The sequence below is a fragment of the Vibrio sp. Vb0667 genome, assembly GCF_033391095.1.
The window spans coordinates 75,684-91,600 of record NZ_JAWPOL010000006.1 but is presented as its reverse complement, the minus strand read 5'-3'; the positions used below and the strand labels follow the sequence as shown (position 1 = coordinate 91,600).

The 15,917-nt window shown below is 43.1% G+C and carries 13 protein-coding genes; 3 read left to right on the top strand and 10 right to left on the bottom strand.

Going from position 1 to position 15,917, the window contains the following annotated elements:
* Positions 1-6 precede the first annotated feature (6 nt).
* Positions 7-897 (top strand): maltose ABC transporter permease MalG, encoded by an 891-nt coding sequence (malG, locus tag R8269_RS09250; RefSeq protein ID WP_005375275.1) that lies wholly within the window; start codon positions 7-9, stop codon positions 895-897.
* 367 nt (positions 898-1,264) lie between these two features.
* Here the strand turns inward: malG and R8269_RS09245 are convergent, their stop codons facing one another.
* From R8269_RS09245 to R8269_RS09235, 3 genes are all read right to left on the bottom strand, one after another.
* Positions 1,265-1,510, bottom strand: coding sequence for a hypothetical protein (locus tag R8269_RS09245; RefSeq protein ID WP_005375277.1), 246 nt, complete (start codon positions 1,508-1,510; stop codon positions 1,265-1,267).
* A 171-nt stretch (positions 1,511-1,681) separates the two neighbouring features.
* Positions 1,682-2,167, bottom strand: coding sequence for an acyl-CoA thioesterase (locus tag R8269_RS09240; protein WP_005375279.1), 486 nt, complete (start codon positions 2,165-2,167; stop codon positions 1,682-1,684).
* Positions 2,168-2,312: 145 nt separating this feature from the next.
* Entirely contained in the window at positions 2,313-3,218 is a 906-nt protein-coding gene (locus tag R8269_RS09235; protein WP_158173198.1) for a DMT family transporter, read from the bottom strand.
* A 98-nt stretch (positions 3,219-3,316) separates the two neighbouring features.
* Here R8269_RS09235 and R8269_RS09230 point away from each other — a divergent pair, with 98 nt between their 5' ends.
* Positions 3,317-4,105, top strand: a complete 789-nt coding sequence (locus R8269_RS09230) for an AraC family transcriptional regulator (protein ID WP_138939648.1) — start codon at positions 3,317-3,319, stop codon at positions 4,103-4,105.
* A gap of 203 nt (positions 4,106-4,308) precedes the next feature.
* Here R8269_RS09230 and R8269_RS09225 read toward each other — a convergent pair whose 3' ends face one another.
* From R8269_RS09225 to R8269_RS09195, 7 genes are all read right to left on the bottom strand, one after another.
* Entirely contained in the window at positions 4,309-6,000 is a 1,692-nt protein-coding gene (locus tag R8269_RS09225) for an ABC transporter ATP-binding protein (RefSeq protein ID WP_033906768.1), read from the bottom strand.
* Complete coding sequence (locus R8269_RS09220; RefSeq protein ID WP_258477464.1) at positions 5,997-7,607, bottom strand: ATP-binding cassette domain-containing protein; 1,611 nt, start codon at positions 7,605-7,607, stop codon at positions 5,997-5,999. The genes R8269_RS09225 and R8269_RS09220 overlap by 4 nt, the downstream gene beginning before the upstream one ends.
* 264 nt (positions 7,608-7,871) lie before the next feature.
* Positions 7,872-10,052, bottom strand: a complete 2,181-nt coding sequence (locus R8269_RS09215) for a TonB-dependent receptor (RefSeq protein ID WP_085569339.1) — start codon at positions 10,050-10,052, stop codon at positions 7,872-7,874.
* A gap of 94 nt (positions 10,053-10,146) precedes the next feature.
* Entirely contained in the window at positions 10,147-11,115 is a 969-nt protein-coding gene (locus R8269_RS09210) for a siderophore ABC transporter substrate-binding protein (RefSeq protein ID WP_104976460.1), read from the bottom strand.
* A gap of 53 nt (positions 11,116-11,168) precedes the next feature.
* Positions 11,169-12,122 (bottom strand): iron chelate uptake ABC transporter family permease subunit, encoded by a 954-nt coding sequence (locus tag R8269_RS09205; RefSeq protein ID WP_104976461.1) that lies wholly within the window; start codon positions 12,120-12,122, stop codon positions 11,169-11,171.
* Entirely contained in the window at positions 12,119-13,063 is a 945-nt protein-coding gene (locus tag R8269_RS09200; protein ID WP_033906772.1) for an ABC transporter permease, read from the bottom strand. Before R8269_RS09200 ends, R8269_RS09205 begins: the two co-directional genes overlap by 4 nt.
* Positions 13,064-13,824: 761 nt before the next feature.
* Positions 13,825-14,745: a M14 family metallocarboxypeptidase gene (locus R8269_RS09195; protein ID WP_151515377.1), complete on the bottom strand. Its 921-nt coding sequence runs from the start codon at positions 14,743-14,745 to the stop codon at positions 13,825-13,827.
* A gap of 172 nt (positions 14,746-14,917) precedes the next feature.
* Between R8269_RS09195 and R8269_RS09190 the strand changes: the two genes are divergently transcribed.
* On the top strand, positions 14,918-15,823 hold the full coding sequence (locus R8269_RS09190; RefSeq protein ID WP_017821242.1) for a DUF808 domain-containing protein: 906 nt from the start codon (positions 14,918-14,920) through the stop codon (positions 15,821-15,823).
* Positions 15,824-15,917 lie beyond the last annotated feature (94 nt).

Sequence of the window (15,917 nt, the reverse complement as noted above, 5' to 3'; positions counted from 1 at the left end):
ATTACAATGGCAATGGTACAAGGTAAGTCATTAAAGTATCGTGTTTGGGCTACTCATATTGCAATGTGGGCATTTTTGGCACTGATTATTTTCCCTTTACTGATGATCATCGCGATTTCATTCCGTGAAGGTAACTTTGCAACGGGTAGCCTGATCCCAGACAACCCAACACTTGATCACTGGAAATTGGCATTAGGTTTCTCGGTGACTAATCCAGACGGTACAGTTACACCGCCGCCATTCCCAGTAATGACATGGTTGTGGAACTCGGTAAAAGTGGGTGGTATTTCTGCAATCCTAATCGTGGCGCTATCAACCACATCGGCTTACGCGTTTGCTCGTATGAAGTTCAAAGGTAAGAACACCATTCTTAAAGCGATGATGATCTTCCAGATGTTCCCTGCGGTGTTGGCATTGGTTGCTCTGTACGCGTTGTTCGACAAACTGGGTCAGTACATTCCTTTCCTTGGCCTGAACACGCATGGCGGTCTGATCTTCGCTTACTTAGGTGGTATCGCACTGCACGTTTGGACCATTAAAGGCTACTTCGAAAGTATTGACTCGTCTCTAGAAGAAGCGGCGGCTCTTGATGGTGCTACACCATGGCAAGCATTCCGTTTGGTATTGCTGCCACTGTCTGTGCCAATCCTAGCGGTAGTCTTCATCTTGTCGTTCATCATGGTAATTGGTGAAGTTCCTGTAGCGTCACTACTGCTTTCTGATGTAGACTCGTACACACTTGCAGTGGGTATGCAGCAATACCTATATCCACAAAACTACTTGTGGGGTGACTTTGCCGCAGCTGCTGTACTTTCAGCAGTGCCAATCACTGCCGTATTCTTACTTGCGCAGCGCTGGTTGGTTGGTGGTCTAACCGCTGGTGGTGTGAAAGGATAATCTCTTGTGGTCTGAGATTGATAAGAATAACTAGAAAAGGGCGACCACATGGTCGCCCTTATACTTAGCACGGATATTACAATTTTGGTTTGGCCGCCGATCAGTAATATCTTGGCTTTTATTGGCGTTACGCATAGCTGGCTGTTAGCTTAGTTCCTTACGATTCAATCACTAACAGTTTTTGTAACCATAACCTGAGTTTAGACTCAGGTTTTTTTATGCCTGTTAAAGGCAATTGTGCAATAAGTTGATAGAGATTAGCGGCTTTGCAATGGATTACACAGGGCTTGAATAATGCCCTGCGTAGCACTTCACATAAATAACTAGAGCTTAGTAAAAAGCTAAATTGAGGTAGGGAAGGAAGAGATTAAAACTCTCGGCTGGAAGGTGCGCATCCAACGTATTGAAGCAGCGTGTACAAACTTTCTTGCTGCAGTGCGACGCGACGAAATAAATTAGCAAAGGTAACGTCACCGCCAAAGCAAGTTTGAATGTAATGATTAATTTCTGTTTCGTTATACCCCTCGACGTACATGGTTCTCACCCACTGGTACTCGACCGCTTTTAAATTGGTCAACGTCTCTTCACTTAAGGTCGTTTCTTTTAGTCTCAAGATCCAAACTCTATCCAACTCTAAAATAATGGATGGATTTAAGCAAAGCTAGGTGAAGGATTTATGACAGAGAAGGGCGAGCGTGAAACAAATGGCGAAACCATGATGTTGCTCCACACTCTGGGTCTAGGTAACGTTGAGGTACTTAATAGCGTTCTTAACGGATGCCAGTTACTTGAGATATTTAACGTGTGCTTCCATTTCTTCCCCAATCTCTTTACGCATGTTCATAAGACGGATAGCGGATTGCTCTAAGGCTTTGTCTTCATCTGACTCTGGAATCCATTTCGGTACATCGGTTGGTTTTCCGTTTTCATCTACAGCAACCATGATAACGATACAGTGAGTGGTGAGTCTGTTTTTCATTTGCTTTGGATCACTAGCTTGCACGTCAATCGCAATGTGCATTGAGCTTCGTCCGGTATAAATGACTTTCGCGCTAACTTCGACTAAGTTGCCGACATGAATCGGCGCAACAAACCGAATGCCGCCAGCATATGCGGTAATGCAATATTTACCACTCCACGCTGCAGAACAGGCGTACGCTGCCAAGTCGATCCATTTCATTACGGCGCCGCCGTGCACTTTTCCGCCAAAATTTACGTCGCTGGGTTCTGCTAAAAAGCGAAGGGTAATGTCTCTTTGACCACTGCTCATCTGTCTTTCCTTGATGGGTTATTGTTTTCCCAATTTAGCAGCAAGATGAATTTTCGGGAATAGCGAATGAAACAAAATATTAACTTTTATTCGAACGCTGGAAGTGACAAGCCACAGCGTAGCTCTGTGGCTTGAGGTGTAGATGTTAATTGGCGGTAGAGGCAATCTCAGAATTGGACAATAGTTTTCTCTGTCTTACTTTTATTTGCGACAGGATAACGCCAGAGATGACTAACAACCCACCAATAATATGGTAAGCGTAAATTTTCTCACCAATTAGTGTTGAAGCAAGTATGACGGAAACCACAGGCATTAGGTTCATGAACATAGCACTTGAATCAGCACCAATTGAATCAATCGCTTTGACCCACATCAGCGGCGCGAAAATGGAAGCAGCAATACCAGCATAAGCGATTAATGGTAGCGCGTCTTGGCTTGGTAACAGTTGCTCACTAGAGAGCCAAAGTGGTGTGAGCATCAAAACAGAAAAGAAGCCCTGCATGTAAACCAGAGTCAAACTACTGAATGGCATTTTCCAGCGTTTTAGCAGAACACAATAAGCCGCGTATACCATGGCAGCAACGAGCATTAAGCTGTCACCTTGCGTTAAGTCTTGATGTAAAAAGTAAGTGATATCACCGTGACCAAGCATAAATGCCAAGCCGCCGAGCGAAATGACACCACCGACGATACTTAACATTGATATAGATTTACCGAGCAATGGGACACTTAAAAACACACTGAGCAAAGGAACTAAAGAGGTGATCAGAGCCATATTAGAGGCCGTTGTTGTTAAACCGGCATAGTATCCAAGTGACTGGTTGAGAACCATACCAAGTAACGCAAGAAACGCCAACTTAGCTAAGTAAGGTCGAATAATGTGTCGTTGTTTGATGATTGCAGGCAGGCAAAATGGCGTTAGGAGTACCATTGCGACAAACCAACGGTAGAAACTCATCGCACTTGGTTCAATGGCGCTTGCTGCCATCTTGTTCACAATTGAGTTACCACCCCAAATCATAACGGTGAAAAACGGAAGTAAATAAATCATGAGAACCCTATAGCACAATTATTGATGGCGCTAGTCTGGCAGGTCTTTATAATAAAAAGTATCTCTTAAAAGACATCGTAAGCGATAGGAAGACAATTTTGAAAAAGAGCGACAGAAATCTTCACCCCTCCTTATCAATAGATCGTGCGCCATCAGATGTATTTATGAATTTCGAAGCGTTTCTCTCTAATACAGAAACACGAATTCATAGCCACCCTTGGGGGCAAGTGCAACTGATCAGCGGTGGGATTCTTGAGATGGATGCAGAAGACACAAGATTTCTAGCACCTCCACATCTTGCTATTTGGGTTCCCGCCGGAATTCGTCACACTAGCTACAACCGTAAGCCAATCGAATATTGTTCTTTGAACATTGCCCCTGAATTGACAGCGCATTTTCCTACCAAAACGAGCTTGATCAAAGTGACTCCAATCGTGTCATCTATTATTGAGGACTTTCGTCAGCGAGACATTAACGTGGCGCAAACTGATGAAGACAAGCGCTTGGTACAAGTGTTATTGGACCAGCTTGCAAAGCAAGAAGTCGAACATCACTTTTTACCGACTACCGACAATAAGTATCTTGAACCGATTTTAAAAGCAGTAGAAGAATCGCCGACGGATGAGATCAGTTTGGCGGAGTGGGCGGCAAAAGTGCATACCACAGAACGCACGTTAGCGAGACATTGCCAGAGTGAATTAGGAATGAGCTTTACTGAGTGGCGCTTACGTGTACGTTATTTGCATTCTATGGAGTTGCTGCGTAAAGGGCAGACCGTAAAAGAAGTCGCTCTGACGTTAGGTTATAACCAAGCTAGCCCTTTTATCGCGATGTTCAAGAAATACTCCGGCATGACACCGGAGCAATACAAGAATCGATTGTTGTAAAAGTGTAGAGTCTATTTTAAAAAAATTGACAATGCGCTGTATGATGACCGACTCGAAAAGCTGATGGTATTGGAAAGACTTACGTCTATCTTGTGTCAGATTGAGTCAGAATTATAACCTTGAGAATTCGCTTTATTATTATTGCTTTACAACATGCCTGTAAGATTCTTTAGATGATACAATGTGCTAAAGTGACAAAAAACTCAATTGACACCGCTTAGATTTAAGTATTGATTGTTATTAGTTTCTTCAGCCGCCAATTTGTCCCTACTTTTCAAGGAAGTAGAGTTGTACTGTGCAACTATAACTCTTCTACCCTCAATCGTGAGTTCCAATGTGGGTGACCATATATTCTGATCGCGATGCGTCACAATAATCACGGTCGAGTTCAATGTTTGAATATGTTGAGCAATACTTTTTTCGGTTGCTTCGTCTAATGCTGCCGTCGCTTCGTCGAAAATGAGGATTGGCGCCTTTTTAATGAGAGCTCGCGCAATTGCGACTCTCTGTCTTTCACCTCCTGACAACCCTGAGCCTCTTTGTCCTACTGTTTGATGTATTCCTTTAGGAGATGAGTCAATAAGTTTGTCCAATTGTGCGTGTCTTGCAAAGCTCTCAACTTCATAATCACTTGCATTGGGATTACCTAACCGAATGTTATCCGCCAATGTGCCAGTAAAAATGACCGGTTCTTGAGCAACATAGGCTATATGCTGGGTGAGCACGTCATAAGGGATATTCTTTAGATCTATCCCTCCGAGCGAAATAAGACCTTGGTCAGGATCATCAAACCTTAGAAACAGGCCCAGTAAAGTGCTTTTGCCACTGCCACTGACTCCATTGATGACGACGGTATCACCTTGTTTGATCTCCGTGCTAGCATCTTCAAAGAGATCTAAATGGCCCACAAGGTTCAGTTCGAACTTATGGTTTTTGGGGGAGGTTGCAAATTGAGGATTAGGCTCAGGCAGAACAGGGACATTCGTTAACTGAGCGTAATTTTTAATTGAGGATTTTACGTCGTTAATCGCAAAGCCTGCCAACGCGAGTTCACCCAAAGGTGCAGCTGCACGGGTAATCAATATCAATAAAGCCAAGACTAATAAGGGTTGAGTAATCGGCTCTAAGACGAGATAGATGGCGATACCTGCAAGGGGTAAAATCGTTGCCAATCCTGATACTAAGGTTGCGATAGAAGCGTTACGATTAATAGTTGAATGAGCTTCTTCTTGTGCGTGCCAACTCTGTTCAATACGCTCGATTGAGCGCTCAGGCCCCGCTGTTGAGCGAAGTAACTCAAGGTGATCTATGAGCTCAAGTGTTGATTTAGTCGCTTGAAGCTCTGCGTCATGTCGGTCGCTATCTGAGCGACTTAGGTATCTTTGCGCCTTGTACTGAACGAGCAGTGCAACTAGTAACAATACGGCACTGAGTAGTGCAATTTCACCTCCTCCAACGACCCCAATACCGATAATTAAAAATATGGGTAACATTGGAGCGTGTAAAAATGTTTGTAGCTGATGAGCAGGAATGGCCATAAAGCCAGGTATTCCTCGTTCTGCTAGTTGAGTGAGCTGAGTTCTATGCTGATCATTAAACCAAGCTAACTTTGCTTTACTGAGCGAATGACCTACTGATGAATAAAGATCCCCAGCCAGTTTCGCACCAGAGAGAAATCCAGAACGAGTTACAATAACGGTAACTATCACAGTTAGAACAGCAGCTATTATGACGTTCAATGGTGAAGCTTGTTCGACAATAGATATTGCAAGAAATGTGTAAGCCGTTGCCTCAAATAATGCAACTAGTCCCCAACCTATAGCGACTCGATATAGACGGTGCTTTGCACTTTGTGGAATTGTCGAATTGGAATAGAGGGTATTGTGAGCCGTCATACTTCTTCATCCTGTCGTTGAGCCTTTCTGTTGAGCATCAATGTAGTGTCTGCAAGTTTCGCGAGTTCTGAGTCGTGAGTAATTATGATCAATATCTTGTCTTGTGTTTTCGCAAACTTCGCGAGATTTCTGATCACAGTGAAGGCCGTATTTTTATCGAGAGCACTGGTTGGTTCATCCAGTAATAGAACGTTGGCTTGAGTTAGAAATGTGTTAGCTATTGCGACACGTTGTTGCTCGCCTCCTGAAAGCACGCTTGCATCAGAATTGAGGTCAATCTTTAATTGAGCTTGTTGCAAAGCTTGGTTCAGCTCGTCGTCACTTGAACTTGGCGTTGATAGTTTCAAATTCTGCCTAATGGTAGTTTTGAGTACACCGATATCTTGGGGCACATAGCGTATGGCGGAGTATCGGGATATCTCAGAGAGTTTAGACAGTTGATTGCCTCCTAAGGTAACGAAGCCTGAAAGAGGTGTTTCTTGACCTGCTAATAGACGTAGTAACGTACTTTTGCCTGCTCCGCTAGGCCCCATGATGGCTGTAAATGAACCCCGTGGGAAGTAGTGGGAGAAGTTATCAATAATATTAACAGTTCCATTAGCCACTACGATATTTGATGCTTGTAGTGATAGCGGTTTTTCTCCCGCGCTCAAACTGCCACTTTCTATTTGTGGTTGCTGTAAAAAGTCGCTGATGTTCTTTGCAGCATTCTTTCCTGCGTTAACGTAGTCCAATCCATGGCCAAGCTTCAGTGCGGGTGATACGACGGCCAAACCAAAAAAGAATAGCGACGCCATTGCCACGGGACTTAATTCATAGCCAATGGTATAGGCCATTGCGAAAGTCGAAACCGCTTGAAGTAATGCGGTAGCAATTGCTGCTGGAAGGGCAACGCTACCAACCCATTTCACTATGCCGTGAGTAAAGCGTCTTGTGGCATCATTATAGCTGTCGAGTGCTCCTGCTTGCGTGCCGTAAATTCGATTTACTCGGATACCTTTTGTGTAGTCGTTTACTGCGGTAACGATATCACCCATTATTGTCATGCGCTCTTTGCCATGTTTAGCGGCGAACCTAGGTAAAAAGAGTAGGTAGTACAATGATGCAATTAGACCAGGGAGCAGAGTAAGCATCGCTACCGGACCTGTGAGATTCAACATGATAAAAATAGAAGTTGCGGGTACGACAATGAATGTCACGAGTTCTGAAGGCAAATGCGCAACCATGTGGTGAAGCGTGCTGATGTCTTCGGAAACTATGCGACGCAGTTGATTATCACCATATTGAGAGATGGTCTTGCTTGGCAAGCGCGTCAAGTGCTGAGCAACTTGGCGACGTAATCGAGTGGAAAACTGCGACTCGGCATCATGAACTAACCACGAGCCCACTGATGAGGCAAGTGCGCTAGCCGCCCAAAGTCCTATGGCACCGTAAATCCATTGGTTTGCAAATTTATCGATAAGGTTTATCAAGCATAGCAGTGCACCAACTTTTGCCACAGCGGCAAGTGCTTCACAAAACGTTCCCAAAGCAAGCTTCTTAATCGATGGCTTTAAGGCTGGCATTAAGCTAGGCGTAACGTAATGTTGGCTGATTTTACTTATCATATTGTCACCTTATCTAGCCTATCAAGCGAAAATAAGGAGAACGTGGTAGAGCATATTGAGCTCTTATCGTTTTTCATATAAAGCCTATGGAAGTGGACGTTGATGGATTATGTTTTGAATTAACTTTGGCCGTAGGTGTTGCGAGCTCTTTGTCTGCTTGAATGTTGAAGATGAGTACTTCCTTTGATTTGTTGTGAATTTTCATGAACAGCCAAATGGGAGTAAGTCCCCCTTAGAAGGCAGGCTAAAGGGGAGGTGGAGGGATTAGAAATCCGCAGTAGCTGACAGCATCACTGTACGTGGTGCGCCAAGAGCTAGGTCCGCATAGTGGGTGGTTGTCCAGTAATCTTCATCCAGTACATTGTTTACGCTAAGGCGCCAAACCACGCTTGTTTCAGCAATTTTTGAGTTGTAGCGTGCGCCAAGATCAAGAATAGTCTGTGCAGGTAATGCCTGAGTGTTTTGTGCATCAATGTATTGTTCAGACATATAGTTCGCTTGGCCGATAAGCGTGAGATCACGCATCGCAGGGAGGTTCCATTCTAATGCGAGTTTAGCTTGTAAATCGGGTAGCTTAGTTGCTTGTTTCCCCTCCTCTGTCACATCTGTTGCTTTTGTAATCTCTGCATCTGTATAGGCGATACCACCGATGAGTGTATAGTCCTTTGATAGTGTGCCGTAGAACCCCCATTCAATACCGCGATTGCGCTGTTCACCACCGAAAGAAAAAATGTTGGTATCCGGATCTTGGTACCCATTTGGCTTTTTAATCTCAAATAAACTGAACGTATGAGCAAAGCCGTCCAGGTCAAGCTTCACGCCTGCTTCAGTCTGTTTGGTTTTTTGGGGTTCAAAAGCCTCTCCTGCGTTTGCAGCGCTAGAGCCTGCTGTTTTCCCATTCGTTAAGCCTTCGGTGTAGTTACCATAAAGCGAAACTGAGCTCGAAACTTTGTATAATGCTGCAAGTGCGGGAGTGTAAGTACTTTCCTTAAACTTGGTGGTAGGAAGCGACATTCCGTTCATTATTATTCCAGATTCATAATCAATGCTCTGGTAACGCAAGCCGAGCGTGATTTGGTATTTCCCATCAACAAAAGATAACGTATCGGCAATGCCATAGCTGACCTGAGTTGAATCGATAGGTAAACCATAGTAGTTGTCGTAAACTGAATTTTCTGGTCCCCAAACAGGATCATAAATATTCGAGTTCCAAGGGGCTGGATTATTATTACCTGTTGGAGAATCATTTTTATCTTCTCTAAAGTAAGTACTATTCAGTACAAGGTGGTGTTCTACTGGGCCAGTGTCAAAGTTGCTACGAACACCTATCTCACCTGAAGTCCGTTTGTTCTCAAGCTTAACTGATCCGAGAGATACCTCTAGGTTACCCTCGTTATCGATGATTTTGATTCGTTGCGGTACATTTGAATGAAAATCTGTACGGCTACCACCCAATGCGCTGTATACAGTTACAGAGTCACTAACGCTTAGCTCCCCGCGAATCATCATCCCTTTATCTTCGCTATCATTGTAGGCCCAACTTGGCGTCAATAATGTGTCAGATGGAGGAGGTGATGGGATTTTGAGACCAGAAGCGATGCTTAACCCACGGTTTGCACCTTCAACTCGCTCTGTACTGTAGTAAAAATCTGCTTCAAGGAAAGCAATGTCATTACGCCAATCAAGGCTTAATGATGCAAGTTGAGTTTTGTTGCTTTGGTTGTTTATCGCGGTGTCTCCATCTTTAAATGCACCGTTGAAACGAATACCAAATTCTTCATTTGTACCAAAGCGACGTCCAATATCGATATGTCCTCCGAATTGAGTGTCCGATAAGTAGCTGCCGGTGAAAGATGTGATTGGTGTTTCTTGTGCTCTTTTTGTCACTAAGTTGATGGTGCCACCAACAGATCCATTCGGTGGCATACCGTTGAGCAAAGAAGCAGGACCTTTAAGTACATCAATACGTTGATACATTTCAGGAGAGGTTCGGTAATAAGGAGCGATACCATACAATCCATTAAACATAACGTCGCTAATGTCTGAGTTGAAACCTCTTATTTTGAAACTTTCTTTGTTTAAGCCGGTTTCACCGCTGGTGAAAACAGAGGGATCAGAAGCTGAGATTACATCTGAGATATCGCGTGCTTGTTGGTCTTGAATGTGTTTTTCTGTGTATCCAATCGTATTGAAAGGCGTTTCCATGAAGTTTTTGTCGCCAAGCATTCCTATATTACTCGCGTGAGAAACTTTGCCAGCGGCATAAACTCTGTTTGCTTCACCATAAACTGTCATTGATTCATCTACGACTTCTTCAGCTTGAGCGATACTAATTGGTACGACAAAAGTACTAAATTGAAGTGAAATAAAGAGGGCGATATGACATGGGCTTGGTTTGTTTTTCTGTGAAGAGTCCATCGCTATCTGATGATAGTCATGAGTCATTATAGATTCCTTTTCTTTGTTTGGGCTAGCTCACATCCGTTCTGACGTCGATTGAGTGTTGAATTACTTAAGATCCAACTCATTGTTATTAGATTTAGCTTTGGTAACCTTTTAGGATGTCTTCAATTATGATTTTCAGAGATGTGATGCTTGCTGAAGTGATGTACCAAGCATCGGCATCAACAAAAACGACGTTGTCGTTTTTCCATGCTTTGGTTTGACGGAGTAGTGGGTTTGCTAAGTGTTCCGCATCAATGACAGGCTTTCCTTCCATTACTGCTGTTCGATCAATGATGTAAAGAATGTCTGGATCAGCTTGGCTAATGAACTCGCTAGAAATTGGCTGACCATGCAAACCTGTCTCCACTTTTTCACTCGCTGGTTTTACCCCCAGAACATCGAAAACGAAGCCATAACGAGACTCAACGCCAAATGAGCTGAAAGCACCATTGTTATGCATGACAACCAAAGCTTTTTCAGAACGCTCTTTCGTAACAGCGCGCACTTCTGCGACTTTTGCATCGATTTCGGCAACTTTCTGTTGGGCTAGCTCCTGCTTTTCAAAGATCTCACCAAGCTCTACAAGGTGTTTCTTAATGGTATCGACGTGATGGTCACGACTATTACGGTAGTTGATGTCAAAATGTAAAGTCGGAGCGAGTTGAGAGAGTTCTTCATACTGATTAGCATGTAGCGGAGTCATCAATACGAGATCTGGTTTTAGGGCATAGATCCTTTCCATATTAGGCTGAACTATCGCACCAAGATCCGCTATCTCAGGTGTGTCTTTGTATTTCGCTAGAAAGTGAGGAACAAAGTCTTTCACCATTCCTGAGATTGGAACATTTAGCTGATCTAAAAAGTCCACTTCGTTCATATCTAATGCTGCCACTCGTTGAGGGCGATGAGAAATAGTAGTTGCTCCGAGATTGTGTTCAATCACGATGAGCTTTTCTAATGGCTGAGTATCTTCAATTTTAATTATTTCCGGCTCGCAACCTGATAAGGTTCCTAGAGCGCAGCAAGCAAGCGCGATACTCAAACGTAGGGGGCTCTTAAACATGGGGTATTTCCTTTTTGTCAGTGAGTTGTCTTTAAACAGGCGAGTAACAGTTTTCATATGTGGCTTCTTGTTCTTATCGTGATGGCTAGGAAATATCCCCCACAAAGGACATTCACCAAAATAGAGACGGTGGTTTTAAAGTTAAATAAGTGCTCTACCAGAAGTTGACCAGACAAGAACATGACAATTGCAATAGCACAAGCAACGAGCAATATGTGTCTGTAGTTCGGTGCGCTAGTAACGGAATAAGCAATATTGGCAATAAAAATTCCCATAAAAGCCGTTGGGCCAATCAAGCTCGTCGAAATTGCTACTAAAATGGCGATTACAGCAAAGAACTTTGGTACATATTGCTTATCATTTAGTCCTAATGACATCGCTTGGTCTCGACCTAGACCTATCACATCTAGCTCGCGTGACCATCTGTTAGCAAAGAGTGCCAAAACGCTTAACGCAATACTGGAAAAAAGTAACGTAGAAGGTTTCGCTCGCTCAAACGAGGTATAGCTGAGCCCTTGAAGGATAGAGAATTCTCCAGGGCTTATTCTGAGCTGGATAAATTGAGCAAGAGTTGTCAGCACCATTGTCAAAACAAAGCCAATCAGCAGAACTTGGTGCATGTCATGTTTAAATCTATTGAGTACCCAAGATTGAATCGTTAAGGAATACAACAGAATGAGTATTGCAGAGACAGCGAAATTACCGACAACACCTAATGTAGCAATGCCAGAAGTGCCCCCTAGTAATAAGAGTAGGGTTTGCCAAACCAGATAAACCGACTCATATCCCATAATGGATGGCGTAAGAATACGATTACCAGCTAAAGCTTGGAAAATAACAGCAGAGATGGCCACGCAGCTGCCCCCAATAACTATGGCACCAAGTTTAATCAGCCTCTTAGGGATGACGTAATCAAAATCCCACCCAGAGCTTGTAAAGATAAAGGCGATAGACAGCATGCAAACGAGTATAATGCTCACTCGCATGTTTGAGTAATGTGATCTCATACTCGTGCTCCTTTCAAAAGAAACACAAGAAACATGACTCCCCCGATAGCACTGGCTGTTAATCCAATTGGGACTTCAAAAGGAAAGGCAACAACTCTGCCTATGACATCGCAAAAAATAAGTAACGAAGCGCCGCCTAGTGCAACGATTGGTAGGGTGTTTTTAAGGTGATCGCCATATTTTAGTGCGACTAGGTTAGGTATGACTAAACCGATAAAATGAATGGCACCTACGGTCACCACTGTTATAGCAACTGTCACGGAAACTAGCATTAGACCCAAGGCGGCAGTGAACGCAATATTAATTCCTAAGTTGGACGCAACATCTTCGCCCATTCCCATCACAGTAAACTTATGTGCATATAAGTAAGTCAGTAGGGTGATGGGTAAAATCAAGAAAATTATTTCATAGTGTTCTTGGACCACTTTGGAGAAATCTCCCATTAACCAACCGGACATACTCTGTAAGATGTTGTTTTGATAAGCATAAAACTCCGCTATAGCACTTAGTACACTACCAAACATAAGCCCAATCACAGGTATTAACGCAGAGTTACTGAATTTAATTTTTCGTACGATGGCAATGTAGATAAGGCCAGCGGCGAAGCAAAATAGTACGGCGAAGAGCATACGTTCAAGCTTGTCTGAGGATGGAAGCATGACGATAGATACCAAAATACCGAGCTTTGCCGCATCGATACCGCCTGTGGTGCCCGGCTCAACAAAACGATTTCTAACAATATGTTGAAGAATAACACCACATATTGCGAGACCAGATCCGGTAAGAATTAGTGCGATTAGCCTTGGTAATCTGCTAGCAGTAATCGGTAGCCAAGCTTTGTCATCCATGGTCAGCAATAACGACCAATCTAGTTGGTTTGCGCCGACGAAAATTGAAGTTAAGCACAGTATAAAAAACAGGCTTACTACGTGAATACTCATACAGAATCTGCCCCAAAATAAAATGAGTTTCTCTTAACTTATGACTTGGGGATGGAATACGAATAATGAATATCTATTCGCATATAGGTTCTAAATTCCAACAAAACATAACCAAGTTATTTTTTATAAACATTAAGGTCACAATCCAGCCCTCAAAGTATCACTAGGCCATACCTAAAAATTCAACGTGCTGATTTGGCTTTAAAACTGGATTAACTAGCAAAAGAAAAGTGCCGCTTTCAATGCAAAGAGAAAGAGGTTCTCGATTTAAAATTAAAATACAAATGATAATTATTTTCATTATATCTTTGTTTTTTCGGTTAAGCAATGAGGCTCATATATGTTTCTCTAAAAGGATCAATCGCGTATAAAAAACAAGGCAATGGCTAATGCATGTGCTTTTGGGTAAGTGATTAAAAAATAAAGCCAAAGAGCATTAAGCTTTCTTATTGTTTAAGGATGTTTTTCGCTTCAGAAGCTCGTTGGTTGAGGTTTGATTTAAATGGTATGACGATAGTTTGTTCAGGAAGAGGAGTTAGTAGTGACGATGATGTCTAGATGTCGTTTGTATTTTAGGATTTATTAGATACCGCATTAAAATAGCGTCATAAAGTCGTGATGCTTCGCATCTTCAGTGTTAGCGATGTTAATGCGGTAATTTCTAATAAACTAGCGGATTAATGTCTCAACTTGCTTTTGGAGCAAAGTAAAGCTGATTCACAATTCAAAGACATCGTCAGTTGCTTTATTGTTAACCTGTGTTATTCGAGCTTACTTAGTACGTAATTCAAACCACCAACTACGGCTGCAACCTGTGCATCGTTGCATTCTTCGTCGGTCACCGTTGGGCTGTCTGGGTACACTTCCGTTGTCGTGCCGTAAACGCAATTTGTTACGCCGCCACACAGGCCCAGTTTTACCATTGGGTAGTTGATAACGCCAAACTGTACGACGGGTGAACCAATGATTTCGCCGTTTTCATCTGCTGGTGCAATGTGAGTCACTTTTGCAACTGACTCAATGACCGCTTTTTGGAAGTCAGGCTGAGGGTTTTCACTATCTCCCACCGTGTAAAAGCCATCTGGGATCATACCTTCAATGTACTCAATACCATCACGAGCAGCTAAGGCTGGACGGAACTCAGTTTCGTCAGAATCTGTCGTTTCATGTAGATCAATGTGCATTAACACATCGCCTAAAGTTGCAACGAGCTTCATGAGGTTAGCGGATTCTTCGACAGGACTATCCTTATAGAAAGAGCGGTTTGGATCAATCGCGTTTGGATTCCAGCGGTTGATCACCTCGTAACCCCAAGGGCTTACGCAGGGGGCAACGACAATATTGAAATGCTCTGCATAGCGCTCTGCTTCCGTTTCTACAAACTTTAATGCGCCATGTACACCGCTGGTTTCGTAACCGTGCACGCCGCCTGTGACCAACACAACAGGTTTAGTTGAATCCCAATTGCGTGTTTTGATACAAAACAGAGGGAAGCGTGCCTCGTTGTATGAGAGCGCACCATATTGTTCAACATCAAAATGCCCGCGTAGGGCATCGATTTTACTGACGACTTCATCTTGGTAGCTACGTTTTACTTCTTGCGTTGCTAACCAAGCTTTACGTTCTTCTTCGGTCCAAGGTTGGCCAGGAGTACCGATCGGGTAAATGTATCCACTTTTCATCTATACTTTTTCTTTTGACTGCTGAAAGGTATCACAAGACTAGACCTGTCTTATCTTTACGGCAATATAAAACACCATTTGGGGTGGTACTCTTTGCAAAATCATCACTTTGATGAGTGATTCATTGGTGTTACATTTTGTTACTTACTCAATTTCATATAAGAGACAAAAAATGGCTGGAGCAAGTTTACTCACACTGTTGGATGATATTGCCACGGTGCTTGATGATGTCGCCTTAATGTCAAAAATGGCGGCAAAGAAAACCGCAGGTGTATTGGGAGATGATCTAGCGTTAAACGCTCAACAAGTGTCTGGTGTTGCATCTGAGCGAGAGATTCCAGTGGTTTGGGCGGTTGCAAAAGGCTCATTCAAAAATAAATTGATTTTAGTTCCTTCAGCTTTACTTATTAGCGCGATTATTCCATGGCTTATTATGCCATTATTGCTAATTGGCGGCTTATTTCTCTGCTTTGAAGGGGCAGAGAAAGTACTTGAGAAAGTGTTTCCTCACTCGCATCCGCACGAAGAAAAAGAGGAGCTAGTTAATACTGGAGAGTCGATAGAAGAGTATGAAAAGCGTAAAGTTTCTGGTGCGATTCGAACAGACTTTATCCTTTCAGCAGAGATCATCGTGATTGCGTTAGGTACCGTGACAGGAGCCAGTCTTGTTACGCAAATTTTAGTTGTCAGTTTAATTGCAGTGATTATGACGGTTGGAGTTTATGGACTAGTCGCTGGGATTGTGAAGCTAGATGATTTAGGCCTTTACCTTGAAAGTCGCTCAAACGGTAAAGGTTGGGTGGCGAAAGTCGGAGGGGCCTTGGTCGCTTTTGCACCAAAGTTGATGAAGTTGTTAACCATTGTAGGAACTGCTGCGATGTTTTTGGTGGGTGGAGGAATTGTGGTGCACAACGTGCCAGCCATTCATCACTTTGTAGAGCCGATTATTATGAACTTTAGTGGTCATTCGGTTGCTACAGCCATTTTGCCTATTTTACTGAACGGTATTATCGGCTTTGTGGCGGGGTTGGTTGTGGTTGCGGTATGGACGATGGTTGAAAAGCTTCGTGGTCAATAATCACATCTAAAACATGAGACGATAATAACAAGGGTCATGACTTCTTTTTACAAAAAGCATGACCCTGTTTTATGGGTGAAACGTCAGTAAAGTA

Bases quoted from the DNA above. Each gene is read 5' to 3' on its own strand.
- R8269_RS09205 (WP_104976461.1), bottom strand. From the start codon at position 12,122: ATGAGATCACATTACTCAAACATGCGAGTGAGCATTATACTCGTTTGC.
- R8269_RS09225 (WP_033906768.1), bottom strand. From the start codon at position 6,000: ATGACGGCTCACAATACCCTCTATTCCAATTCGACAATTCCACAAAGT.
- R8269_RS09190 (WP_017821242.1), top strand. From the start codon at position 14,918: ATGGCTGGAGCAAGTTTACTCACACTGTTGGATGATATTGCCACGGTG.
- R8269_RS09235 (WP_158173198.1), bottom strand. From the start codon at position 3,218: ATGATTTATTTACTTCCGTTTTTCACCGTTATGATTTGGGGTGGTAAC.
- malG (WP_005375275.1), top strand. From the start codon at position 7: ATGGCAATGGTACAAGGTAAGTCATTAAAGTATCGTGTTTGGGCTACT.
- R8269_RS09240 (WP_005375279.1), bottom strand. From the start codon at position 2,167: ATGAGCAGTGGTCAAAGAGACATTACCCTTCGCTTTTTAGCAGAACCC.
- R8269_RS09220 (WP_258477464.1), bottom strand. From the start codon at position 7,607: ATGATAAGTAAAATCAGCCAACATTACGTTACGCCTAGCTTAATGCCA.
- R8269_RS09195 (WP_151515377.1), bottom strand. From the start codon at position 14,745: ATGAAAAGTGGATACATTTACCCGATCGGTACTCCTGGCCAACCTTGG.
- R8269_RS09215 (WP_085569339.1), bottom strand. From the start codon at position 10,052: ATGACTCATGACTATCATCAGATAGCGATGGACTCTTCACAGAAAAAC.
- R8269_RS09200 (WP_033906772.1), bottom strand. From the start codon at position 13,063: ATGAGTATTCACGTAGTAAGCCTGTTTTTTATACTGTGCTTAACTTCA.
- R8269_RS09210 (WP_104976460.1), bottom strand. From the start codon at position 11,115: ATGTTTAAGAGCCCCCTACGTTTGAGTATCGCGCTTGCTTGCTGCGCT.